This window comes from Stappia sp. P2PMeth1 (assembly GCF_900185735.1).
In the GTDB taxonomy this organism is placed as follows: domain Bacteria; phylum Pseudomonadota; class Alphaproteobacteria; order Rhizobiales; family Stappiaceae; genus Stappia.
Window position 1 is genome coordinate 427,955 of sequence record NZ_FYAW01000009.1, and the last position, 23,792, is coordinate 451,746.

Sequence of the window (23,792 nt, forward strand, 5' to 3'; positions counted from 1 at the left end):
GGTGCTTTCGCCCGCGAAGGACAAGAGGAACAGTTTCCATGGCACATGCCGAAACCACCGCACCGGATGCGGCTGGCGCCTCCCGCCGCAGCTTGCTTCTTTCCGCCCTGTCGCGGGCGGCCGGATGGCTCGACGCCCTCGGTCTCTCCTGGCTGGTGCCGCTGGGCCGACTGGCGCTCGGCGAGGATCCGCGCGAGCAGCTCGGAGAGCTCAAGCGATTGCTGGTCATTCCGCTGGTCGGCATCGCCGTCTTTCTGGTCGCCTGGGCGGTATTGGCGCCAAAGGTGCAGACCTCGCTCGGTGCCGTGCCCGGGCCGGCGGAGGTCTGGGAGCAGGCCGGCAACCTGTGGCAGGACCATCTGCGCGAACGGGAAAAGGCCGCGGACTTCTTTGCTCGTCAGGACGAGCGCAACGCCAAGCTGGAGGCGGCCGGCCGGCACGACCAGGTGAAGTGGCGCAGCTATACGGGCAAGCCGACCTATCTCGACCAGATCGTCACCTCGCTGGTGACGGTGGGGCTGGGCTTCGGCATAGCGACGCTGATCGCCGTGCCGCTCGGCATCGCCTCGGGCCTGTCGCGCTCCTTCAATGGCGCGATCAATCCCCTGATCCAGATCTTCAAGCCGGTGTCGCCGCTCGCCTGGCTGCCCATCGTCACGATGATCGTCTCGGCACTCTATGCGGACCCGGCCGACTGGCTGCCAAAATCGCTGCTGATCTCGGCGGTCACCGTGACGCTGTGCTCGATGTGGCCGACGCTGATCAACACGGCGCTGGGCGTCGCCTCGGTCGACAAGGACCTGATGAATGTCGGCCGGGTGCTGCAGCTCTCCACCCGCAAGACGGTGGTGAAGCTGGTCATGCCCTCGGCGCTGCCGCTGATCTTCACCGGGCTGCGCCTGTCTCTCGGCGTCGGCTGGATGGTGCTGATCGCAGCCGAGATGCTGGCGCAGAACCCGGGGCTCGGAAAATTCGTCTGGGACGAGTTTCAGAACGGTTCCTCGCAGTCGCTCGCTCGCATCATGGTCGCGGTTCTCACCATCGGCTTGATCGGCTTTGCCCTCGACCGGGTGATGTATGCGCTGCAGCGCGCCTTCACCTTCTCCGCGACGAGGTGAGGCGATGACGATCCTGGAAATCTCCAAGCTGTCGAAGGGCTATGGCGAGGGCCATGCGCGTACCGAGGTGCTTGCCGACATCGACCTGAAGGTCGCCGAGGGCGAGTTCATCGCCATTGTCGGCTATTCCGGCACCGGCAAGACGACCCTGATTTCGCTGCTGGCGGGGCTTATCGAGGCCGACAGCGGCGGGGTGATCTACAAGGGCCGCGAGATCGACGGGCCGGGGCCGGAGCGCGGCGTCGTCTTCCAGTCCTACTCGCTGATGCCGTGGCTGACCGTCTTCGGCAACGTGATGCTGGCGGTCGACAGCGTCTTCGGCAAGCTGCCGAAGGCGGAGCGGGTGGCGATCGCCGAGGACTATATCGCCATGGTCGGCCTCGCCCATGCCCGCGACCGGCGGCCGGCGGAACTGTCCGGCGGCATGCGCCAGCGGGTGGCGGTGGCGCGGGCGCTGGCCATGCGCCCCGAGGTACTGCTGCTGGATGAGCCCCTGTCGGCGCTCGACGCGCTGACCCGGGCGAAGCTGCAGGACGAGTTTGCGGCCATCTGCGAGAAGGAGAAGAAGACCATCGTCCTCATCACCAATGATGTGGACGAGGCGATCCTGCTGGCGGACCGCATCGTGCCGCTGCTTCCCGGCCGGCCGGCAACGCTCGGCCGCGAGTTTGCCGTGCCCTTCGCGCGGCCGCGCGATCGCAGCGAGCTCAACCATGACGATGCCTTCATCGCGCTGCGGGCGGAGGTGACCGCGTATCTGATGGAGGCCGGCGCCGCGCGGGGCGGGGAGGAGGCCGCCGTGCTGCGCCTGCCCGAACTCCGCCCGGCGGGACGGGCTGAGCAGGGCGAGGTGCGGCAGGCGGACGAGCGCTTCCTGCAGTTCAGCGAGTTGCGCAAGGTCTATCCGACGCCGAAGGGACCGCTGACCGTGGTCGACGGCTTCGAACTGACCATGCGCAAGGGCGAGTTCGTGACGCTGATCGGCCATTCGGGCTGCGGCAAGTCGACGGTGCTGTCGATGGCCGCCGGCCTCAACCCGATCTCCGGCGGCGCGGTGGTGCTGGACGGCACCCATGTGACCAAAGCCGGACCCGACCGGGCCGTCGTGTTCCAGGCGCCGTCGCTGATGCCCTGGCTGACGGCCTACGAGAACGTCGCGCTCGGTGTCGACCAGGTGCATCCGGGCGCAACACGCGAGGAGCGGCGGGACATCGCCGAGCACTATCTCGGCCGCGTCGGGCTCGCCGACAGCATGCACAAGCGCGCGTCGGAGCTGTCCAACGGCATGCGCCAGCGGGTGGGCATCGCCCGGGCCTTCGCCCTGTCGCCCAAGCTGCTGCTGCTCGACGAGCCCTTCGGCATGCTCGACAGCCTGACCCGCTGGGAATTGCAGGACGTGCTGATGGATGTGTGGGCCCGCAGCGCGGTGACGGCGATCTGCGTCACCCATGACGTGGACGAGGCGATCCTGCTCGCCGACCGGGTGGTGATGATGTCGAACGGGCCGAATGCCCGCATCGGCAACATCATGGAGGTGGATCTGCCGCGGCCGCGCTCGCGCAAGGCGCTGATCTCCCATCCCGACTACTACGCCTATCGCGAGGAGCTGCTGGAGTTTCTCGAGGCCTATGAGGGCGGCGCCAACCCGGATGCGGCCCAGCTTGCCGCCATCACCGAGCGTCGGGCGGTGCGCATCGCGCGCCAGAAGGACGCCCGCCTTGCAGCCGCGGAGTGAGACAATGACGACGAAGAAGAAACTGGTCGTGATCGGTGCCGGCATGGCGTCCGGCCGCCTGCTGGAAACCCTGCTGGAGGCGGCGCCGGACGCCTATGACATCACGCTGTTCGGGGCCGAACCGCGCGGCAACTACAACCGCATCATGCTGTCGCCGGTGCTGGCGGGGGACAAGGCCTACGAGGACATCGTCACCCATGACGCCGCCTGGTACGCGGGCAAGGGCATCACCTGCCGTTTCGGAGAAGCGGTAACGCGCATCGACCGGGATGCGAAGACGGTCACGAGCGCAGGCGGCGAAACGCCTTACGACAAGCTGGTGATCGCCACGGGTTCGGCGCCTTTCATCATCCCGGTCGCCGGGCGCGACTTGCCGGGCGTGCGCGCCTTTCGCGATCTCGATGATGTCGAGGCGATGATCGAGGCTGCAGGGCAGCCCGGAGCCCGTGCCGTGGTGATCGGCGGCGGCCTGCTGGGCCTGGAAGCGGCGGCGGCGCTGCGTTCGCGCGGCATGGAGGTGGTGGTCCTGCACCTGATGGGGCACCTGATGGAGCGTCAGCTCGATCCGGCCGCCGGCCACCTGCTGCGCAAGGAACTGGAGGGGCGCGGCATCACCGTTCACACGCAGGCACAGACCAAGGCGATCCTCGGAAATGAGAGTGTCGAGGCGGTTCTGCTGGATGACGGCACGGTCTATCCGGCGGATCTGGTGGTGATGGCCGTCGGCATCCGTCCCGAGACGCGGCTCGCGGTCGATGCGAGCCTTGAGGTCGAGCGCGGCATCCTCATCGATGATCAGGCCCTGACCTCCGACCCGGACATCCTGGCGGTGGGCGAATGTGTCGAGCACCAGAACGTCTGCTACGGGTTGGTGGCGCCGCTCTACACCATGGCGAGCGTCGCGGCGAAGACGCTGCTGGGCGAGACAGCGGCGTTCCGGCCGCTGGAAACGGCGACCCAGCTCAAGGTGACCGGCGTCAATCTCTATTCCGCCGGCGATTTCGCCGATGGCGAGGACCGCGAGGAGATCGTGCTGCGCGATGCAGCCTCGGGCATCTACAAGCGGCTGGTTCTCAAAGAGAACCGCATCGTCGGGGCGGTGCTCTATGGCGAGGCGGCAGACGGACCGTGGTTCTTCGACCATATCCGCAACCGCACCGACATCTCGGAGATGCGCGAGACGCTGATCTTCGGCCAGTCGTTCCAGGGGGGTGCCCCGCTGGACCCTATGGCGGCCGTTGCAGCCTTGCCGGATGAGGCGGAGATCTGTGGCTGCAACGGCGTGTGCAAGGGGCGGATCGTCGGCGCGATCCGGGAAAAGGGACTGACGACGCTCGACGAGGTGCGTGCGCATACCAAGGCGTCCGCCTCCTGCGGCACCTGCACCGGGCTGGTCGAGCAGGTGATGCAGGCAACGCTGGGGGACGCGTTCACGCCGCAGGCGGTCAAGCCGATGTGCGGCTGCACGCCGCTCGGCCATGACGAGGTGCGGCGGCTGATCCGCGCGAAAGAGCTCAAGAGCATTCCGGCGGTGATGCAGGAGCTGGAGTGGCGCTCGTCCGGCGGCTGCGCCAAGTGCCGGCCGGCGCTCAATTACTATCTCGTTTGCGATTGGCCCGACGAATACGCGGACGACTACCAGTCGCGCTTCATCAACGAACGGGTGCACGCCAACATCCAGAAGGACGGCACCTATTCGGTGGTGCCGCGCATGTGGGGCGGGATGACCTCTGCCAAGGAATTGCGGGCGATCGCCGATGTCGTCGACAAGTTCGATATCCCGGCCGTGAAGGTGACCGGCGGCCAGCGCATCGACATGCTGGGCATCCGCAAGGAGGACCTGCCGGCGGTCTGGGAGGATCTCGGCAAGGCCGGCTTCGTCTCCGGCCATGCCTATGCCAAGGGGCTGCGCACCGTGAAGACCTGCGTCGGCTCGGACTGGTGCCGGTTCGGCACGCAGGATTCGACGGGCCTCGGGATCGCCATCGAGAAGTTCATGTGGGGCTCGTGGACGCCGGCCAAGGTCAAGATGGCCGTGTCGGGCTGCCCGCGAAACTGCGCGGAGGCGACCTGCAAGGACGTGGGGGTGATCTGCGTCGACAGCGGCTTCGAGATCCATTTCGCCGGCGCGGCCGGGCTCGACATCAAGGGTACGGAAGTTCTCGGCCATGTGGCAACGGCAGAGGAGGCGCTCCGGCACATCGCCGCGCTGGTGCAGATGTATCGCGAGCAGGGCCACTACCTGGAACGGATCTACAAATGGGCGAAGCGCATCGGCCTCGACGAGATCCGCCGGCAGATCATGGACGATGCGGGCCGCCGTGCGGCCTATTACGAGCGCTTCGTCTTCTCGCAGCAGTTCGCCCAGGTTGACCCGTGGTCGGAGCGCGTCTCCGGCAAGGACAAGCACGAGTTCAACCCGCTGGCGATCCTTGAACTGGAGGCCGCGCAATGACCGCGATGACGGCGGAGTGGATCGAGATCGGCCGGCTGGAGGACATTCCCCGTGCCGGTGCGCGGGTGGTGAAGACGCCGGCGGGCTGCATCGCGGTGTTCCGCACTGAGGACGACCGGGTCTATGCGCTGAATGACCGGTGCCCGCACAAGGGCGGACCGCTCAGCCAGGGCATCGTGCATGGCACCTCCGTGACCTGCCCCTTGCACAACTGGGTGTTCGACCTTGCCAGCGGCGTGGCGCAGGGCGCCGATGAGGGGCAGGTCGCGACCTATCCGGTGACGGTGCGCGACGGCGTGCTGCTGATCGCTGGAGCGCGGCTGCCGGCGGCGGAGGAATAGGCTCATGCCGGACAGCGTGCGCACGACATGTCCCTATTGCGGTGTCGGCTGCGGGGTGATCGCCACCCGTCATGACGACGGCCGGGTCAGCGTTGCCGGCGACCCGGACCATCCGGCAAATTTCGGACGATTGTGTTCGAAGGGATCGGCGCTGGCCGATACGCTTGTCGACGCTGAGCGGCTGCTGCATCCGGAAATCGGCGGCGAACGGGCCGACTGGGGAGCGGCGCTCGATCTCGTCGCGGCGAAGTTCTCGCAAGCGATTGCCGAGCACGGGCCGGATAGCGTTGCCTTTTATGTGTCGGGTCAGATCCTCACCGAGGACTACTATGTCGCCAACAAGCTGATGAAGGGCTTTATCGGCTCGGCGAATATCGACACGAACTCCAGGCTCTGCATGGCCTCGTCTGTGGTGGGGCACCGCCGCGCCTTCGGTGCCGATACGGTGCCCGGCACCTATGAGGATCTGGAGCAGGCCGACCTTGTGGTGCTGGTCGGCTCCAACCTTGCCTGGTGTCATCCGGTGCTGTTCCAGCGGCTGGAGGCCGCGCGGGCGGCGCGGCCCGGGCTCAGGGTCGTGGTGGTGGACCCGCGGCGAACGGCGACGGCCGCGGTCGCCGACCTGCATCTCGCCCTTCGTCCCGACACGGACGTGGCGCTGTTCAACGGATTGCTCGCGCATCTTGCCGAGGTGGGCAAGCTCGACCGGACCTATCTTGCGCGGCATACGAGCGGCGTGGAGGCCGCGCTTGCCGCCGCCGGTCCGGCAGACCTTCGAGCGGCGGCGCGTGAGACGGGTCTCGCACCCAGTGACATCGCCCTGTTCTACCGCTGGGTGGCGGAGACGCCGAGGACGGTGACCGTCTACAGCCAGGGCGTGAACCAGTCGGTGACCGGCACCGACAAGGTCAATGCCATCCTCAACGTGCATCTGGCGAGCGGGCGGATCGGCCGGCCGGGCTGCGGCCCCTTCTCGGTGACCGGCCAGCCGAACGCGATGGGCGGACGCGAGGTCGGCGGCCTCGCCAACATGCTGGCGGCGCATATGGCGCTGGAAAATCCGGACCATCGCAAGCTGGTGCGGGACTTCTGGCAAAGCCCGCGCATCGCCGAGCGACCGGGGCTGAAAGCCGTGGAGATGTTTCAGGCGGTGCGCGAGGGACGCATCCGCGCGATCTGGATCATGGCGACCAATCCGGTCGACAGCCTGCCGGATGCGGATGCGGTGCGCGCGGGGCTTGAGGCCTGCGAGTTCGTCGTCGTGTCCGACGTGACCCGCCGCACCGACACGGTGCCCTGTGCCCACGTGTTGCTGCCAGCCGCGGCCTGGGGCGAAAAGGACGGCACGGTCACCAATTCCGAGCGCCGGATCTCGCGGCAGCGGGCCTTTCGCGCACCTGCCGGCGAGGCGCGGCCGGACTGGTGGACACTTGCCGAGGTGGCGCGGCGGATGGGCCATGCGGACGCGTTCGACTACCGCGCGCCCGTTGACATCTTCCGTGAGCACGCAGCGCTCTCGGCAGCGGGCAATGGCGGCAGGCGGGATTTCGACATCGGCGCCCATGCCGGGATTGCGGCGCAGGACTACGAGACGCTGGCGCCGTTCCAGTGGCCACAGCCGGCGGGTGCAAAGGAAGGCCGGGCGCGGTTCTTTGGCGACGGGAGCTTTTACACCGGCGACGGGCGGGCGGTGCTGGTGCCGGTCGCGTATGTGCCGCCGCGAACAAATCCGCGGCGCTATCCGCTGGTGCTCAATACGGGCCGCATTCGCGACCAGTGGCACATGATGACCCGGACCGGGCTGAGCCCGCGCCTTTTCACCCATCTCGCCGAACCGTTCTGCGAGATCCACCCACGCGACGCCGCGACGGCCGGGCTCGAGGATGCGGATCTCGCCGTGGTCGAAAGCCCGCATGGGCGGGCCTTGCTACGGGTGCTGGTGAGCGAGCGGGCACAGGAAGGCTCGGTCTTCGCGCCGATGCACTGGAGCGGGCAGTTTTCCTCCCCTGGGCGAATCGATGCGGTGGTGGCGCCTGAGACGGACCCGATCTCCGGGCAGCCGGGATCGAAGTTCACGCCGGTCTCGGTTCGGCGCTTCGCCGCGCGCTGGTACGGGTTTGCGGTGATGAGAGCGCGCCCGGCAAGCGTCGGCACCGACTACTGGGCACTGGCGCCGGCGGACGGCGGCGTCAGGCTGGAATGCGCCGGAGCGGATGACGTGGACCTTGTCGCCCTAGCAGGCCGGCTGTCCGGCTGCGGTCCAGCAGCAGGCCTTTCATACCTGGACACGGCGAGCGGCGACCTGCGCATGGCCTGGTTCGAGGGAGAGCGGCTCCTTGCTGCGTTCTTCTTCTCGCGCGCGCCGGTGGCCGTGTCGCGCAGTTGGGCGTCGGGGCTGCTTGCCAGTGGCGCGCTTGCGGAGCGTGAGCGGTTCTCGTTGCTGGCGGGTCGTCCCGGCGGTGCCGCGCGGGACATCGGCGCCATCGTCTGTTCCTGCCGCGGCATTGGCATCAACCAGATCGCTGCGGCTGCGCGCGGAGGCGCGGTGAGCGTAGCGGCGATCGGCGAGGCGCTGGAGGCCGGGACCCAGTGTGGTTCCTGCCGTTCGGAGATCGGCGCGATCCTTGCCCGGCTCGAACAGGAGGAAGCGGATCATGCGCCGATTGCGGAAGCCGTCTGAGGGAGTGGAGGGCGTGAGGGCGCCACGGGTAGGCAAGCTTGCCTGCCTGCCGGTATTTCTGCCGCTGGCCGGTCGTCCGGTCCTGGTCGCCGGTGGAAGCGATGCGGCCGCCTGGAAGGCGGAACTGCTGGCGGCAGCCGGCGCCGAGGTCCATGTCTGCTCGCCCGAGCCGGGCGATGCGATGCGCGGCCTGCTGGAGGACGCCGCCGTCGACGGCCGGCTCGTCCATCATGCCAGGGACTGGAGCCCGGACAGCCTCGCCGGCATGGCGGTGGCGCTCGCCGATGCCGAGGACGACAGGGAGGCAGAGCGCTTCGCCGCCGTTGCGAAAGCCGCCGGCGTGCCGTGCAATGTGATCGACCGGCCGGATTTCTGCGACTTCCAGTTCGGCTCCATCGTCAACCGCTCGCCGGTGGTCGTCGGCATCTCGACAAGCGGGGCCGCGCCGATCCTGGGGCAGGCGATCCGCCAGCGGATCGAGACCCTGCTGCCGAATGCGCTCGCCGACTGGGCCGCTCTCGCCGCGCGCATCAGGACCGGAGTGATGGCGCGGCTGCCCGCCGGCCGCCGCCGGCGGCTGTTCTGGGAAGACTTTTCCGGCCAGGCCTTCTCGGGCCGGCCGCCCGTCGGGGGTGGGCGAGATTGGGAGGCGGTGGTGTCGCGGCTGGCGCTGGCCGGTGCGATGGAGACCGGATCCGTGACGCTGGTCGGTGCCGGGCCGGGGCCAGCGGAGCACCTGACCATGAAGGCGATCCGCGCGCTGCAAGGCGCGGATGTGGTCCTCTATGGCGAGGGGGTATCTGGCGAGGTGCTGGATCTGGCACGGCGGGAGGCACGCCGGCTGCTGGTTGCCGGTGTCAGCGGCAAGGGTTCGCCGGATCGCGAGGGCGTGGCGTTGGCGGCGCAACTGGCGGCACAGGGACGCCAGGTCGTGCGTTTGGTCCCGGGCGACGGCAGCAGCGAGGAAGCGGCCGCGTTTCTCGATGCGCTGCACCGACAGGGCGTGGCGAGCCGGCTGGTGCCGGGTGTCGGGGATGCCGCGGACGGCGAGGCGGCGGGTGTCGCTGTATTGTCCCGTCGCGCGATGGGGCGGGAATGATATCGCAGGCCGGGGCCCGGCTGGCTTGCCGCCCGCCGATGAACGCGCGCGCAGTGCCGTGGCGCGGCGTGAAGGTTCGCTACGGCAGATCGGAGTTCTCGGCGTCGGGGGTCAGCGTCTGCTCCGCCTCCGCCGTCGGCTGGCGGGTGAAGCCGGAGACGCCGGCCGTTTCCTGGTAGTCGCGCGGGATCTCCACCGGGCTCGACGCATAGACGGTGATCAGTTCGGCGAGCGAACGCAGCGCATGCATGTGGATGCGCTCATAGCCATGCGAACTGTCGACGCCGAAGGTGATCAATGCGGTGCGCACATCGGCGCCGGCCTCGATGGCACTGGCGGAATCGGATCGATAGTAGCGGAAGACATCCTTCTGGTAGCGGATGTCGTGCTCCTGGCACAGCTCCACCAGCTTCTTCGTCAGATGATAGTCGAACGGGCCCGTCTGGTCGGCCATGGAGAAGGTGACGCCGAACTCGCTCGAATTCTGTCCCGGCGCGGTGGTGCCGTTGTCGACGGCGACCAGGGAGGCGACGTCGTGGGTGATGATCGAGGAAGCCCCGACGCCGACTTCCTCGGCGATGGTGAAGAGCCAGTGGATGTCGACCGGTGTTTCGGCCTCGGCCTCGGTCATGGCCTTCAGTGCGGCGAGCATCACCGCGACGCCGGCCTTGTTGTCGAGATGACGGGAGATGATGAACCCGTTGTCGGGGAACTCCGGCTGCGGATCGATGGCGATGATATCGCCGATCTCGATGCCGAGCCGGTCGAGATCGGCGCGGCCGAAGGCGAGCGCGTCGACGCGCAATTCCACGTGATCCCAGCCGATGGGAGAGGTGTCGATTTCGTCGTTGAAGGTATGGCCCGACGATTTCAGCGGCAGGATGGTGCCGCGATAGGCGCCGGAATGCGAGAACAGGGTGACGCGGGCGCCTTCGGCAAAACGCGCCGACCAGTTGCCGATGGGAACCAGCGACAGCCGGCCATTGTCCTTGAGGAACTTCACCTGGGCGCCGAGCGTGTCGAGATGCGAGACAAGGGCGCGCGCGCCTCGCGTCTGATGGCCGCGGCGGATCGCCCTGATGGCGCCGCGCCGGGTCAGTTCGACCGGCAGCTCCAGCCGTTCCAACTCGGCCGAAACGTGTCGCACCACGGTGTCGGTGTAGCCGGTCGGGCTCGGGATCGCGAGCAGTGCCTTCAGGGTCTGCGCGAGATAATCGGTATCGATGGTCAGCCGCGTCATGCCGCCCCCTGGTTCGCATGCTGGTCGATGACGGCCTGGCGGGCGGTCGCCGGCATCGAGAGCGGAAACAGCAAGTCGACGAAGCGTTCCGCCGTCGGCTGCGGCTCGTGGTTGGCGAGGCCCGGTCTCTCGTTGGCCTCGATGAAACGATAGTCGGGGCCGGTGGGCGAGGCGACCATCAGATCGATGCCCGTCACCGGGATGTCGATGGCGCGAGCCGAGCGGACAGCCGCCTCGACGAGTGCCGGGTGGACGATGTCGGTGACGTCGTGGATGGTGCCGCCGGTGTGCAGATTGGCGGTGCGGCGCACCTGCAATTCGGCGCTGCTCGTCAGCACGTCCTCCAGATCGTGGCCGGCCTGGGCGATGGTTCGCCGCGTCTCGGCGTCGAGCGGAATGTGGGACTCGCCCCCGGTGGCGGCAGCGCGGCGGCGGCTCTGGGCCTCGATCAACTCGCGAATGCTGCTGCGGCCGTTGCCGACGATCTTCGGTGGCCGGCGGACGGCGGCGGCGACGAGGCGGTAGTTGATGACGACCAGCCGCAGATCCTGTCCTTCGACAAATTCCTCCACCAGCACCGTGTCGCAGAGCTGGCGGGCCTCCTCGATCGCCGCGCGCATGTCCTCCATGCTCGCAAGCCCGACGGAGACGCCCCGACCCTGCTCGCCGCGAGCCGGTTTGACAACGACCTTGCCATGCTGGGCCAGAAAATCCTGGAGCGCGCTGTCGCCGGCATCGGCGAGGATCTGCGCCGGCACCTGCACGCCGGCCCCTTCGACCACCTTTCGCGTGGCCGTCTTGTCGTCGCAGATCGACATGGCGACGGCGCTGGTAAGCTCGCTCAGGCTCTCGCGGCAACGGATTGTGCGTCCGCCCTGCGACAGGGAGAAGAAGCCGCGTTCGGCGTCGGTCACCTCGACGCGGATGCCGCGTCGGCGCGCCTCGCGCACGATGATCGTCGCATAGGGGTTGAGCGCGTCATCGACGTCAGGGCCGGTGAAGAGGGTTTCGTTGAAGGGGTTCTTTCGTTTGACGGTGAAATAGGGCACCCGCTGGAAGCCGAGCTTCTCGTAGAGTGCGATGGCCTGCTCGTTGTCGTGCATGACCGAGAGATCGAGATAGGCAAGGCCACGCGCGGCGAAGTAGTCCGCCAGATGGCACACGAGAGCCTGGCCGACGCCGGGATGCCGGGCCTGAGGATCGACAGCGAGGCACCAGAGCGAGGCACCGCGCTCGGGATCGTTGAAGGCGCGGAAATGGTCGACGCCGGTAACGGTCCCGAGGATCTCGCCGCTGACTTCATCCTCAGCCACGAAATAGCAGATCGAACGGGCGTCGCGCTTTGACCAGAAGAAGTCCGGCGGCACGGGAACCATGCCCCGAGCGGCATAGATGCGGTTGATCTCCTCCGCATCTGCCTGTGACGTCAGGCGGCGCAGGAAGAAGCCCGAGGGCGTCCGCTTGGCGGCCCGATAGGTGGAGAGGTCGAGGCGGAACGTGTGCGAGGGGTCGAGGAAGATCTCCTGCGGCGCGTTGGCGAGCAGCACATGCGGGTCGCGCACATAGACGGCGATGTCGCGACGGTCGGGCAACTCGCCCTCCAGCGTCGCGACCAGCCGTTCCGGCTCGGAGAAGGTTTGTCCGAAGATCAGGCGTCCCCAGCCGAGGTCTAGGGCGCAGTCGACGGTGACCGCCGGCGCGTCGCTCGGCTGGTTGTCGATCGGGGGCTTCAGGCCGTGCTCGCGCATACGCTTGAGCCGATGAGAATAGGCGTCCCGGTGCCGTGCGTCCTTCTGGCGGGTTTCGCGGGGTGGTCGTCCCGATCCCTCGCCACGCTTTCCCCCGGTACCGCCGGTCTTGCTTGCCGTCATCGTCGTATCCTCAGATGTCGTTGGTCTGCAGCCAGAGTTCGAGCAGGGCGACTTGCCAGAGTTCCGAGCCCTGCAGCGGCGTGATATGGGCCGTCGGGTCGGCGAAGAGGCTATCGAGATAGTCCTGCCGGAACAGCCCGCGCTCGCGCGCCGGCGCCGAGGTGAGCGCATCGCGCACCATGTCGAGATAGGGTCCCTGGATGTATTTGAGCTGGGGGACGGGGAAGTAGCCCTTCTTGCGGTCGATCACGTCATGCGGGACGACCTTGCGCGCTGCCTCCTTGAGGACGCCCTTGCCGCCCTGCGCCAGCTTCAGCTCCGGGGGAATGCGCGCGGCCAGTTCGACAAGCTCATGGTCGAGGAAGGGAACGCGCGCCTCCAGGCCCCAGGCCATGGTCATATTGTCGACCCGCTTGACGGGATCGTCGACCAGCATGATCTCGGCATCGAGGCGCAGCGCCCGGTCGACCGGCGTTTCGGCCCCATCCTGCATCAGGTGGTCGGCCACGAAGTCGCGGGCCTCGTCGCGGTCTGTCATCCAGTCTGGCGACAGGTGGCGGCCGAGCGTCTCGCGCGAACGGTCGAAGAAGACGCGGGCATAATCGGCGACGATGTCGTTGGAGCCGGCGAGCGGCGGGTACCAGTGATAGCCGCCGAACACCTCGTCGGCGCCCTGGCCCGACTGCACCACCTTGATGTGCTTGGACACCTCGCGGCTCAGCAGGAAGAAGCCGATATTGTCGTAGGAGACCATCGGCTCCGACTGGGCGGCGATGGTGTCGGGCAGCGAGGTCATGAGATCGGCCGAGGGCACGAAGATCTTGTGATGATCAGTGCCGAAGCGTTCGGCGATCAGGTCGGAATAGACGAACTCGTCGCCCTTCTCGCCATTGGCCTCCTCGAAGCCGATGGAGAAGGTCATCAGGTCTTTCTGCCCCTCCTCGGCGAGTAGGCCGACGATCAGCGAGCTGTCGACGCCGCCGGACAGCAGCACGCCGACCGGAACGTCCGAGACCATGCGGCGACGCACGGCGAGGCGCAGCGCCTCGAGCACCCGGTCGCGCCAGTCGTCGGCGGAGAGGCTGCTGTCTTCCTCGTGGCGGGTGTAGGAGGCGTTCCAGTAACGGTGCTCGCTGGAGCGCCCGTCCGCCTCGATCCGGCGCACGGTCGCCGGCGGCAGCTTGCGCACGCCCGCGAGGATCGTCCGCGGGGCCGGCACCACCGCATGGAAGCTCATGAAGCAGGCGAGTGCCGCTCGGTCGATGCCGGTGTCGACGTCGCCGGCGGCCAGCAGCGCCTGCAGGGTGGAGGCAAAGCGGATGCGCTTGCCCTTTTCCGCAAGATAGAGCGGCTTGATGCCGAAGCGATCGCGGGCGAGCGTGACCGACCCGTCGCGGCGGTCATGGACGGCGAAGGCGAACATGCCGTGGAACCGCTTCACGCAGTCGGCGCCCCAAGCGTGGAATGCCTTGAGGATCACCTCGGTATCGCCATGAGAGAAGAAGCTGTAGCCCTTGGCTTCCAGCTCCTTGCGCAGCTCCGGATAGTTGTAGATGCAGCCGTTGAAGACGATGGCGAGGTCAAGCGCCGGATCGGCCATGGGCTGGGCCGCCTTCTCCGACAGGTCGATGATCTTCAGCCGCCGATGGCCAAGCGCCACAGGCCCCTGTGCCATCACGCCGGATCCGTCGGGACCGCGCGGCGACAGACGCTCGGTCATCCGGGCGACCGCCTCCGCATCCGCAAACTGTCCATCGAAGCGAAATTCGCCGGCAATACCGCACATGAAAGGAAGCCCCTTTGCTGCTTCTCGTGTTGCCGCAAGGCCGGTTTTCCCGGAGGCTTGCGGATGACATCTGCCACCAGAAAGGGCGCGGGGCCCGTCGCTTCGGCGGCTGGCTTGCGCTATTAGTTAGAATACAAATCATTTGAAATCAAATCTTTTGTGCTGTAATTGTTTGTGCAAGCCATCGGATAGGATCCAGCGCTAGGAGAAAGCCGTGACGGAGGAACGCGCAGCCGCCCAAAAGGATGCAAGCGATGTCATTCGCTCGATCCGGCGGATCGTGCAGGCGATGGATGTCCGGTCGAAGCGGGTGGCGCGCGAGACCGGCCTGACGATCCCGCAGATCGTCGTGCTCAACGCGGTGCGGGACTTCGCGGCGGCGACAACGGCGCAGATCTCGCGCGTGGCGAATATCAGCCCGCCGACGACGGTGACGATCCTGGAGAAGCTTGAGCTGCGCGGTCTCATCACCCGGCGCAGGAGTACGATCGATCGCCGCATCGTGCACACGGAGCTGACGGAAAGCGGCAAGGCGGTGCTGGCCGAGGCGCCGCCGCTCATTCACAAACGCTTCTTTTCCGGCATGGCGGCGATGAGCGCCGAGGAGCAGGCATCGATCATCCGGGCGTTCCACACGGTTGCCGACCTGCTGGAGCCGGATGAGCCCGGAGGCGGAACCGGCAACGGCCCTGCCGAAGCAGGTCTATCGGCCTAAGCCAGAAAAAAGGGCCGGAGCGTGTGCTCCAGCCCTCTTGTGCCGTGTTGGCGATTTGCCGGTTCAGGCAAAGACCTCGGCGACGGCGGCGCGCGTCGCCTCGACGACGCGGTCGGCCTCCGCGCTTGTGAGGCAAAGCGGCGGCGCGAAGCCGAGGATGTCGCCCTGGGGCATGGCACGGCCGATGACGCCGCGCTTCAGGAGGGCGCTGGCGACCGCCGGGCCGACCTTGGCGGAGGCGTCGAAGAAGCGGCGCGAGGCCTTGTCGTTGACGAATTCCACCGCGCACAGCAGCCCCTCGCCGCGCACGTCGCCGACCTTCGGGTGGTCGGCGAGGGCGGCACGCATGGCCTGGTTGAAATAGGCGCCGGTCTCGCGGGCATTGGCGACCAGGCCCATGTCGTCGATGAGCTTGAGATTGGCGACGCCGGCGGCGGCACCGATCGGATGGGCGGAATAGGTCCAGCCATGGCCGATCGGGCCGTTCTCGTCGGTGCCGCGCTCCAGCACCTCCCAGACCTTTTTGGAGATGATCGAGCCGGACAGCGGCGCATAGGCCGAGGTCAGGCCCTTGGCGATGGTGATGATGTCGGCCTCGATGCCGTAGTGATCGGAGCCGAACATGGTGCCGAGACGCCCGAAGCCGGTGACCACCTCGTCGGCGATCATCAGGATGTCGTGCTTCTTCAGCACGCGCTGGATCTCGTTCCAGTAACCAGCCGGCGGCGGCACGATGCCTCCGGTGCCCAGGACCGGCTCGGCGATGAAGGCGGCGATGGTGTCGGCGCCCTCATTGGCGATCAGCTCTTCCAGTTCGGCGACGCAATGGGCCGTGAAGTCGGCCTCGCTCATGTCGAGGTCCGGGCGGCGGAAATAGTAGGGCGCCTCGGTATGGAGCACCTGCGCGAAGGGCAGGTCGAACTTCTTGTGGAACAGCTCCAGGCCGGTGAGCGAGCCGGTCATCAGGCCGGAGCCGTGATAGCCGCGCCAGCGCGAAATGATCTTCTTCTTCTGTGGCCGGCCGAGGACGTTGTTGTAGTACCAGACCAGCTTGACGTTGGTCTCGTTGGCATCCGAGCCGCCGAGGCCGAAATAGACCTTCGACATGTTGGCGGGTGCGCGCTCGACGACCATCTTCGCCAGCGTGATCGAAGTCTCGGTGCCGTGACCGACATAGGCGTGATAGTAGGCGAGTTCCTTCGCCTGGGCGGCAATGGCCTCGGCGATCTCGGTGCGGCCGTAGCCGACATTGACGCAGTAAAGCCCCGCGAACGCATCCAGCAGGCGGTTGCCGTCACGGTCCTGGATGAAGACGCCTTCACCCCCGGTGACGATGCGCGAGGGGCTTTCGCCGCGCGCATGCTGTGCCAGATGGGTGGAGGGGTGGAAGAAGTTCTCCCGGTCCCACTTGTCGAGCTGGTCGTTGGTCAGCATGGATAGCTCCCTTGGTTGAGGCCGATGGGCATCAGGCCCAGTCGCGGCAGACATATTTGAGGTCCATGAAGGCGCGCATGCCGTCAGCCGCGCCCTCCCGGCCGATGCCGGATTGTTTCATGCCGCCGAAGGGAATCGGCGCTCCGGTCACCTTGGTGCGATTGACCGCGACCATGCCGTAGCGCAGGGCCCGCGACAGGCGGTAGATGCGGCGCGGGTCCTCGCTGTGGATGTAAGCGATCAGGCCGTATTCGCTGTCATTCGCGATTCCGACGGCCTCGTCCTCGCTGTCGAAGGGGCGGATCGCCGCTACCGGGCCGAAGGTCTCCTCGCGCATGATCAACGCGTCCTCCGGCACGTCGCACAGCACGGTCGGCGCGTAGAAGAGCGGACCGGCCGGAAGGCGCTTGCCGCCGGTGAGGAGCTTGGCGCCGCGCTCCAGCGCATCGGCGACATGCGCTTCCTGTTTGGCGACGGCGCGCTCGTTCATCAAGGGGCCGATGGCCGGGTCTTCGAGCCCTGGCCCCACGGAGAGCGCCGCAGCCGCTTCCGCGAAGCGCTTGCAGAACGCCTTGTAGAGCGGCCGGGCGACGAGGAAGCGATTGGCGCCGAGGCAGTCCTGACCGGAGGTGGCGAACTTCGCCTTGATGGCCTCGGCGACCGCGCGGTCGAGATCGGCATCCGAAAAGACGAGGAAGGGGGCGTGGCCGCCGAGTTCCAGCACCAGACGTTTCACCGTCGAGGCGGCCTGCCGGTAGATCAGGCGGCCGATTTCGGTGGAGCCGGTAAAGGATACGGCGCGAACGCGGGTGTCCTCCATCCACGTCCCGACAATGGTTGCCGCATCGCCGGTGACGACGTTGAACACGCCCGCCGGAAAGCCTGCGCGCTCCGCCAGTTCGGCAAGCGCCAGGGCCGAGAAGGGCGTCTCATGCGAGGGGTGGACGAGGACGGTGCAGCCAGCGGCAAGGGCCGCGGCCGCCTTGCGGGTGATCATCGCGCAAGGGAAGTTCCAGGGGGTGATCAGCGCTGCCACGCCGACCGGCTCTAGCCAGGTCTCCATCTCCGCGTCCGGCAGGTGCGAGGTGACGCTCTGCGTGTCCGGCCGGCGGGCTTCCTCGGCGTAGAACTCGACAAAGGCGGCGGCATAGTCGATCTCGCCGCGCGCCTCGGAAATCGGCTTGCCCTGCTCCAGCGTCATCAGCCGGGCGAGGTCTTCGCGGTTGTCGCAGATGAGCGTAAACCAGCGGCGCAGCAGATGCGCCCGCTCCTGCGGAAGCAGGGCCGACCAGCCTGCAAACGCGCGATGGGCGGGATCGATGGCGGCACGCGCCTCGTCCGCGGACAGGCTTGCCACGTCGCCGATGCGGCTGCCGTCGGCCGGGTTGCGCACCGGGAAGGTGCGGCCGTCCGCCGCCGCCGACCAGCGTCCGGCGACATAGGAGAACTGCCTGAGCAGGCGGGCATCGTCGAGAAGGGGGGCGGTCCGTTCCGCGGACCTGGTGTTCGGTGCCGTCATGTTCCGTCTCCCGCATGTGGCTGGGGTCAGTGCGCCGCCATGTGCGGCACAGGGACAGCATGGCGCGAAAACGGGGGAACAAGCGTCTTAACCAGACCTGCCGTGGAGACGATTCGTCTTTTTTGCGGCGTACCGGCAGGCCGATCAGTCTGCCTTGCCAAGCAGCAGATCAAGGGGCGGGGCGTACCCGGTCTTCACCGGTTTCGTGACGATGTAGGTGTAGTAGCGGGCAAGCCCGAGCCCCTGGTCTAGGAGGCGGTCGATCAGCCGCTGATAGCTGTCGACGTCTCGGGTGACCACCTGCAGCAGGTAGTCGAAACCACCACCGAGCGCCCAGCACTGGACGATCTCCGGATACGCCTCCACAGCCCGCTCAAAGGCCTGAAAGGCCGCGGAACTGTGGTTTTCCAGCTCCAGAGTCACAAAGACGGTGACGTGGGGGGCGGTCTTGCGCAGGGCGACCTCGGCCCGATAGCCCTCGATGACCCCGGCTTTTTCGAGCCGCTTCAGACGCTCCCAGCAGGGGGTCGGGCTGAGATTTATCCGGCGCGCCAGCTCCGCCTTGGACAGGCGGCCTTCGCGGGAAAGCACCTTCAGAATGGCGATGTCGCGGTCGTCGAGGCGGATCATGCAGGCGTCATAGCGGGATTGAGGCAGGAGAGTCCATCTGCCAGACGACACTGGGCAGTGCAAGACGCCGACCTCGGCCTCCGTCTGACGGGTTTTCAAATGGTGGGGCCAGCGTGCAAAGTGCAGAACGATTTGCCGGCTGGTCGCGTGAAGCCTCCGGTCGATGGAGCCGGCCGACGAGGAGAGACAGGAATGCCGGGCACTGATCTTCCGTTTTCTGATGCGGAGTTCTCAAGGCGGCTCGAAAAGGTCCGCAAGGCGATGCGCGAGAAGGATATCGACGTGCTGTTCGTCGAGGATCCCGCCAACATGGCCTGGCTGACCGGCTATGACGGCTGGTCCTTCTATGTCCACCAGGGCGTGCTGGTGTTCCATGACGTCGATCCGATCTGGTGGGGACGGCGGCAGGACGCGAACGGCGCGGTGCGCACGGTCTGGATGGCGGATGAACGGGTTGCCTTCTATCCGGACCACTTTGTCCAGTCGACGATCTGCCATCCGATGCAGACGCTGGCGGAACTGATCCGCGAGGCGGGTCTGGCGAAAGCCCGGATCGGTGTCGAGCTGGAGAACTACTATTTTTCCGCCAAGGCCTTCCTGACCCTGCAGGAAGGGCTGCCGCAGGCGACCTTTGTCGATGCGACGGCGCTGGTGAACTGGCAGCGCGCGGTGAAGTCCGACGAGGAACTGGTGTTCATGCGTCGCGCCGCCCGGATCTCGGAGAAGATCATCGACGGCATTTTCGACCGGATTCAGCCCGGCATGCGCAAGACGGATCTCGTCGCCGACATCTATGCCGATGCGATCCGCGGCACCGAGGATGCCTGGGGCGACTATCCCTCCATCGTGCCGCTGCTGCCGAGCGGCTCGGATGCCGCCGCTCCGCACCTGACATGGGACGGCCGGCACATCGCCGCCGACACGGCGACGTTCTTCGAGATCGCCGGCTGCTACCGCCGCTATCACGTGCCCTTCTGCCGAACGGTCTATCTCGGCAAGCCGCCGCAATACCTGCTCGACGCGGAGGCCGCACTGGTGGAGGGCCTTGAGGCGGGGCTGGAAGCTGCGCGTGCGGGCAACCGGGCCAGCGACATTGCGCGGGCGCTGGGCGCTCCGCTGGAGCGCGCCGGCATCGACCGGGCGGCGCGTTGCGGCTATCCGATCGGCGTCTCCTATCCGCCGGACTGGGGCGAGCGGACGATCTCGCTCCGCCCTGGAGACGATACGGTGCTGGAAGCGGGCATGACCTTTCACTTCATGCCCGGCCTGTGGATGGACAACTGGGGGCTCGAGATCACCGAGAGCATCCTGATCCGGGAGGACGGGCCGGCGGAGTGTCTGTGCAACCGCCCGCGCGCGCTCTTCGTCAAGGACTGAGATGGGACGCGGGACCGCATGGCGCTGATCGACGACACGAAAAGCCTGCTCGCGGAGTTGATCGCCTTCGCCACCGTTTCGAGCGACAGCAACCTGGAACTCATCGCCTGGGCCGCCGACCGCTTGGGAGAACTCGGCGCCGACACCCGGGTGATGGTCGACGAGACCGGGAGCAAGGCCAACTTGTTCGCGACCATCGGTCCGAACGAGGATGGCGGCATCGTCCTGTCCGGCCACAGCGATGTCGTACCGGTGGCGGATCAGGACTGGTCATCCGATCCATTCCGCATGCGCGAGGCGGACGGGCTGCTCTATGGGCGCGGTGCCTGCGACATGAAGGGGTTCATCGCCGCGGTGCTGGCGACGGCGCCGCTCTTTGCCGCGTCGAAGCTGTCGCGCCCCGTCCACATCTGCCTGACCTATGACGAGGAGGTCGGCTGCCTTGGCGCGCGCAAGCTGGTGAGCGAGCTGCCCGGCATGGGGGTGCGGCCGGCGCTCGCCGTGATCGGCGAGCCGACGGAAATGCGGATCATCGAGGGACACAAGGGCTGCTGCGAATACACAACGACCTTTCGCGGATTGGAAGGGCATGGCTCCGTCCCCGATGCCGGCGTCAACGCGGTGGAATACGCGTTGCGCTACGGCATACGACTGATGGAGCTGAAGGAGCAGTTGAAGGGGAGGGCGCCGGCTGCCAGCCGCTTCGAGCCGCCCTGGACGACGCTGCAGCTTGGGCGGCTGATGGGAGGGGTGGCGCATAACGTCATCCCCGGGCTCGCCAGCCTCGACTGGGAGATGCGCCCCGTCACCGAGGCTGACCGCACCTTCGTCTGCGAGGCCATCGATGCCTATGTCCATGACGAGTTGTTGCCGGCCATGCGCAGCGTGCATCCGCAGGCCTCGATCCGCCGCGAGGTGGTGGGCGAGGTTGCTGGCCTCGAACCGGTCGAGGAAAACGAGGCCCGGCGCATCGTTGCCGAACTGACGGGCGCCAACGGCGCCGATGTGGTGTCCTTCGGAACCGAGGCCGGGCTTTTCCAGCAACTCGGCATGTCGGTGGTCGTCTGCGGGCCGGGCTCGATCGCCCAGGCTCACAAGCCGGATGAGTTCGTTTCGCTGGAGCAGTTGCACGCCTGTCTGGCGATGCTTGAACGGCTTGCCGGACGCCTCGCAGTCGCGTGAGCGTCCGGCATCGTTTCGACGGGCGGCGTTACTGAACCCGCCGGCTTCCGATCAGGGCCTGCGCCACATAGGCAAGAATGGTCAGTCCGATGGCGCCGGCAACGCCGATCAGGATCATCACGATCGCGTCGATCGGCCCGCCAAGATCGGAAAAACCGGAACTGGTGATCGTCAGCACGAAGTAGATCGCGGCGAGCGCTCCGATAGGGGCGAGCAACTCGGCGCGCAGCAGCCAGTTTCCGACCAGGCGGCGTTGGCGCAGCAGGACGAAGATAAAGGCCACCGTGATCGCCGCGGCAACCACGACGAGGAGCCAGAACAGCGCCGGTCCGAACATCTCCTCGAACACGGCGATCATGGTTGAAAGCGTGAGTTCCTTCATGGCGTCCTCCCTTAGGCGCGGCCGCGCAGCATGGCGTTGTAGGTGGCTTTCAGGGCGATCTCCTTCATCAGCCAGGAAACCCACAATTCCTCCAGCGGCGCGATCAGGCCGGGGAAGGAGGGGACGAGATTGTCCTTGTAGTCGAATTCGACGAGCATGGCCCGGCCGATACGGGTGATCAGCGGGCAGGACGTGTAGCCGTCATAGCTGGCGGTGCTTTCCTTGCCGGCGATCTGGGCCGCGATATGGTCTTCGACCACGGGCACCTGCCATTTGACGCTGGCGGCCGTCTTTCCCTTGGGAACGCCGGCGATGTCGCCGATGGCGAAGACCTCGGGATAGCGCAGGTGGCGCAAGGAATGCTTGTCGACCTCGACCCAGCCGTCAGCCGCAAACGGGCCCTCCTGCCAGGAGAGCGGGCTGTTGAAACGGATCGCGTCGGGTGCCCGCATCGGCGGGATGACGTTGGTGAAGTCGTAGCCGATCTCCTTGCGCCCTTCGGGCGTATCGAAGGTCGCGATGCGCTTGCCGGGGTCGATGGCGACCATCACGTGGTTCTTGACCGTGTCGAAGCCGCGCTCCTCGAACAGCATGCGGACCTTCTCGTTGACGATCGGCACCGAGAAGAAGGCGCCGCCATGCGCGGCGTAGATGATCTTCACCTTGCCGCGGGTGCCCTTGCGTCTGGCCGTATCGTCGGTGAGGAAGGCATATTTGAGCGGGGCGCCCGCGCATTTCATCTCGGTCGCGGGGCGGGTGAAGAGGGCGGTGCCGCCCTTTTCCGTGAAGCGGCTCATTTCCGCATAGGTGGCGGCGGCCTGATCTGGGCCGGCATATACGGCTCCGATGCCGTTGCTGCCGATCAGATCCGTCGACATGCCCTCGATCGCGTCGAAGTCGAGCTTCAGGCCGGTCGCGACGACAAGGTAGTCGTAAGAGAGGGCGCGCCCGGACGTCGTGACCACGCGCTTGGCCTCAGGATCGACTTCCGCGGCAGCTTCCGCGATCCAGTCGACATTGCGGGGCAGCCACTCGGCGGTTGTGGAGACCGAGTAGGATGCGGGCTTCAGGCCGGCGGCGATCAGGGTGAAGCCGGGTTGATAGTAGTGTGCCTGACGAGGGTCGAGCAGCGTAATCCGGGCACCCGGCAGCCGCGTCGCCAGACGATTGGCAAGCGCCGTGCCGGCAGCACCGGCTCCAAGAATGAGGATCTGTGCTCCGGTCGCCACCGGTTGGGCACGCGCGGAGCCAGTCTGCGCGACAAGCGCCGACGCAGCGGCGGCCAGCGCGAGAAACTGTCGTCTGTTGGCAAGCAAGGCAGTTTCCTCCTGATCGGGATGCGTTTCGCTCAACGGCCCAACACCCCTTTACATTCGTAGTTGCGAATAATATAAATTATATACGTCATGCAGTGATCTGGCGCAAGCGCGATGCTCTCAGCCGCGCGCCGGGAGGGGTTTGTCGCGGTCGTTGGCCACCGACAGACTGACCCGTTCGGCCGCAAAGCGGCTGTGGCTCGCCTGGATCGGGTGTCCTTCGGAATCCGCGTTCACCGAACGGGTGAGAAGCACGACGGCTCCAGGCTGCAGCGCAAGGTCTGCCCTGTCGGATGCGGTGGCCGGAGCGGCCGAGATTTCGGTCGAAAGACGGACATAGTCCGGGACGCCGCAAGCGGCGAGCGCCCGCGTCATCGACCCTTCCAGGCGGTAAGCATCGGGCAGGCCGGCAAACCGGTGTGCATCGAACCAGTGGACGGCGCGCGACAGGGGGATGCTGTCTGCCTCGCCCAGCGTTTCCAGCTTGAGGAGAGGCGCGCCCGCTTGCAGGTGCAGCAGGGCGGCGAGGTCGGCAGAGGCCGGCTCTTCCGATACGTCGATCAAACGGGTGACGGCCTGTGTCACCTGTCCGCCGAGGCCGGCGGAAAACCGGGTGCGGGGGCCGATCGGATAGGTCACGCGGCGGCGCGGAACGATGGCTGTACCACGGCCCTGAACGGTTTCGACGATGCCCTCTCGGGCAAGCGCTGCGAGAGCCTGACGCACGGTGTGGCGGTTGACGTCGAAACGGGCGGCGAGCACCGCCTCTGTCGGCAGGCGACCTGTGTCGTCATGATCGCCATTGCCGATGGCGGCGCGAATCTCGTCGGCGATTTGCCGCCACAGGGCAACGCCCGTTTGCCGTTCAATGCCGGTCATGCGCTTCCTTTCGCCCTCGGTTCGGCCGCCATC

General features: G+C 67.0%; 18 protein-coding genes. 9 read left to right on the forward strand and 9 right to left on the reverse strand.

What is annotated here, in order from left to right; translation table 11 throughout:
• Positions 1-38: 38 nt before the first annotated feature.
• Genes P2PM1_RS05025 through P2PM1_RS05050 form a run of 6 tightly spaced genes read left to right on the forward strand, consistent with a single transcriptional unit; the run spans position 39 to position 9,428 of the window.
• Positions 39-1,118 (forward strand): ABC transporter permease, encoded by a 1,080-nt coding sequence (locus P2PM1_RS05025; RefSeq protein WP_186388082.1) that lies wholly within the window; start codon positions 39-41, stop codon positions 1,116-1,118.
• Positions 1,119-1,122: 4 nt separating this feature from the next.
• The gene (locus tag P2PM1_RS05030; RefSeq protein ID WP_186398340.1) at positions 1,123-2,853 is read left to right on the forward strand and encodes an ABC transporter ATP-binding protein; all 1,731 of its coding nucleotides are present in this window, start codon (positions 1,123-1,125) and stop codon (positions 2,851-2,853) included.
• A 4-nt stretch (positions 2,854-2,857) separates the two neighbouring features.
• Positions 2,858-5,308 (forward strand): nitrite reductase large subunit NirB, encoded by a 2,451-nt coding sequence (gene nirB, locus P2PM1_RS05035; protein ID WP_186398341.1) that lies wholly within the window; start codon positions 2,858-2,860, stop codon positions 5,306-5,308.
• 5 nt (positions 5,309-5,313) lie between these two features.
• Positions 5,314-5,649 carry a nitrite reductase small subunit NirD gene (nirD, locus tag P2PM1_RS05040; protein WP_186388472.1) on the forward strand — a complete coding sequence of 112 codons (336 nt, stop codon included), beginning with the start codon at positions 5,314-5,316 and terminating at the stop codon, positions 5,647-5,649.
• Between the two features lie 4 nt (positions 5,650-5,653).
• Positions 5,654-8,329, forward strand: coding sequence for a nitrate reductase (locus tag P2PM1_RS05045; RefSeq protein WP_186398342.1), 2,676 nt, complete (start codon positions 5,654-5,656; stop codon positions 8,327-8,329).
• A 13-nt stretch (positions 8,330-8,342) separates the two neighbouring features.
• Positions 8,343-9,428 (forward strand): NAD(P)-dependent oxidoreductase, encoded by a 1,086-nt coding sequence (locus P2PM1_RS05050; protein ID WP_186398343.1) that lies wholly within the window; start codon positions 8,343-8,345, stop codon positions 9,426-9,428.
• Positions 9,429-9,507: 79 nt separating this feature from the next.
• On the opposite strand, the gene P2PM1_RS05055 is transcribed toward P2PM1_RS05050, so the two are convergent.
• From P2PM1_RS05055 to P2PM1_RS05065, 3 genes are all read right to left on the reverse strand, one after another.
• Positions 9,508-10,668: an osmoprotectant NAGGN system M42 family peptidase gene (locus P2PM1_RS05055; protein WP_186398344.1), complete on the reverse strand. Its 1,161-nt coding sequence runs from the start codon at positions 10,666-10,668 to the stop codon at positions 9,508-9,510.
• Positions 10,665-12,416, reverse strand: coding sequence for an N-acetylglutaminylglutamine synthetase (gene ngg / locus P2PM1_RS05060; protein ID WP_244301419.1), 1,752 nt, complete (start codon positions 12,414-12,416; stop codon positions 10,665-10,667). The genes P2PM1_RS05055 and ngg overlap by 4 nt, the downstream gene beginning before the upstream one ends.
• Positions 12,417-12,549: 133 nt before the next feature.
• Positions 12,550-14,325, reverse strand: a complete 1,776-nt coding sequence (locus P2PM1_RS05065; RefSeq protein ID WP_186398346.1) for an N-acetylglutaminylglutamine amidotransferase — start codon at positions 14,323-14,325, stop codon at positions 12,550-12,552.
• Positions 14,326-14,539: 214 nt separating this feature from the next.
• Here P2PM1_RS05065 and P2PM1_RS05070 point away from each other — a divergent pair, with 214 nt between their 5' ends.
• Positions 14,540-15,040 (forward strand): MarR family winged helix-turn-helix transcriptional regulator, encoded by a 501-nt coding sequence (locus P2PM1_RS05070; protein WP_244301407.1) that lies wholly within the window; start codon positions 14,540-14,542, stop codon positions 15,038-15,040.
• A 63-nt stretch (positions 15,041-15,103) separates the two neighbouring features.
• Here the strand turns inward: P2PM1_RS05070 and P2PM1_RS05075 are convergent, their stop codons facing one another.
• The 3 genes from P2PM1_RS05075 to P2PM1_RS05085 form a co-directional block, all read right to left on the reverse strand.
• Positions 15,104-16,474: an aspartate aminotransferase family protein gene (locus P2PM1_RS05075; RefSeq protein ID WP_186398347.1), complete on the reverse strand. Its 1,371-nt coding sequence runs from the start codon at positions 16,472-16,474 to the stop codon at positions 15,104-15,106.
• Between the two features lie 31 nt (positions 16,475-16,505).
• Entirely contained in the window at positions 16,506-17,993 is a 1,488-nt protein-coding gene (locus P2PM1_RS05080; protein WP_186398348.1) for an NAD-dependent succinate-semialdehyde dehydrogenase, read from the reverse strand.
• 144 nt (positions 17,994-18,137) lie between these two features.
• Positions 18,138-18,623 carry an Lrp/AsnC family transcriptional regulator gene (locus P2PM1_RS05085; protein WP_208984856.1) on the reverse strand — a complete coding sequence of 162 codons (486 nt, stop codon included), beginning with the start codon at positions 18,621-18,623 and terminating at the stop codon, positions 18,138-18,140.
• A 192-nt stretch (positions 18,624-18,815) separates the two neighbouring features.
• On the opposite strand from P2PM1_RS05085, the gene doeA reads away from it, so the two are divergent.
• Positions 18,816-20,000 carry an ectoine hydrolase DoeA gene (gene doeA / locus P2PM1_RS05090; protein ID WP_186398349.1) on the forward strand — a complete coding sequence of 395 codons (1,185 nt, stop codon included), beginning with the start codon at positions 18,816-18,818 and terminating at the stop codon, positions 19,998-20,000.
• 18 nt (positions 20,001-20,018) lie between these two features.
• Positions 20,019-21,182 (forward strand): acetylornithine deacetylase, encoded by a 1,164-nt coding sequence (gene argE / locus P2PM1_RS05095; RefSeq protein ID WP_186398350.1) that lies wholly within the window; start codon positions 20,019-20,021, stop codon positions 21,180-21,182.
• A gap of 28 nt (positions 21,183-21,210) precedes the next feature.
• Here the strand turns inward: argE and P2PM1_RS05100 are convergent, their stop codons facing one another.
• From P2PM1_RS05100 to phnF, 3 genes are all read right to left on the reverse strand, one after another.
• Positions 21,211-21,564: a DUF5368 domain-containing protein gene (locus tag P2PM1_RS05100; protein ID WP_186388070.1), complete on the reverse strand. Its 354-nt coding sequence runs from the start codon at positions 21,562-21,564 to the stop codon at positions 21,211-21,213.
• Positions 21,565-21,575: 11 nt separating this feature from the next.
• Positions 21,576-22,880, reverse strand: coding sequence for an FAD/NAD(P)-binding oxidoreductase (locus P2PM1_RS05105; RefSeq protein WP_186388069.1), 1,305 nt, complete (start codon positions 22,878-22,880; stop codon positions 21,576-21,578).
• Positions 22,881-23,000: 120 nt separating this feature from the next.
• Positions 23,001-23,759, reverse strand: a complete 759-nt coding sequence (gene phnF / locus P2PM1_RS05110) for a phosphonate metabolism transcriptional regulator PhnF (protein WP_186398351.1) — start codon at positions 23,757-23,759, stop codon at positions 23,001-23,003.
• Positions 23,760-23,792: the final 33 nt, after the last annotated feature.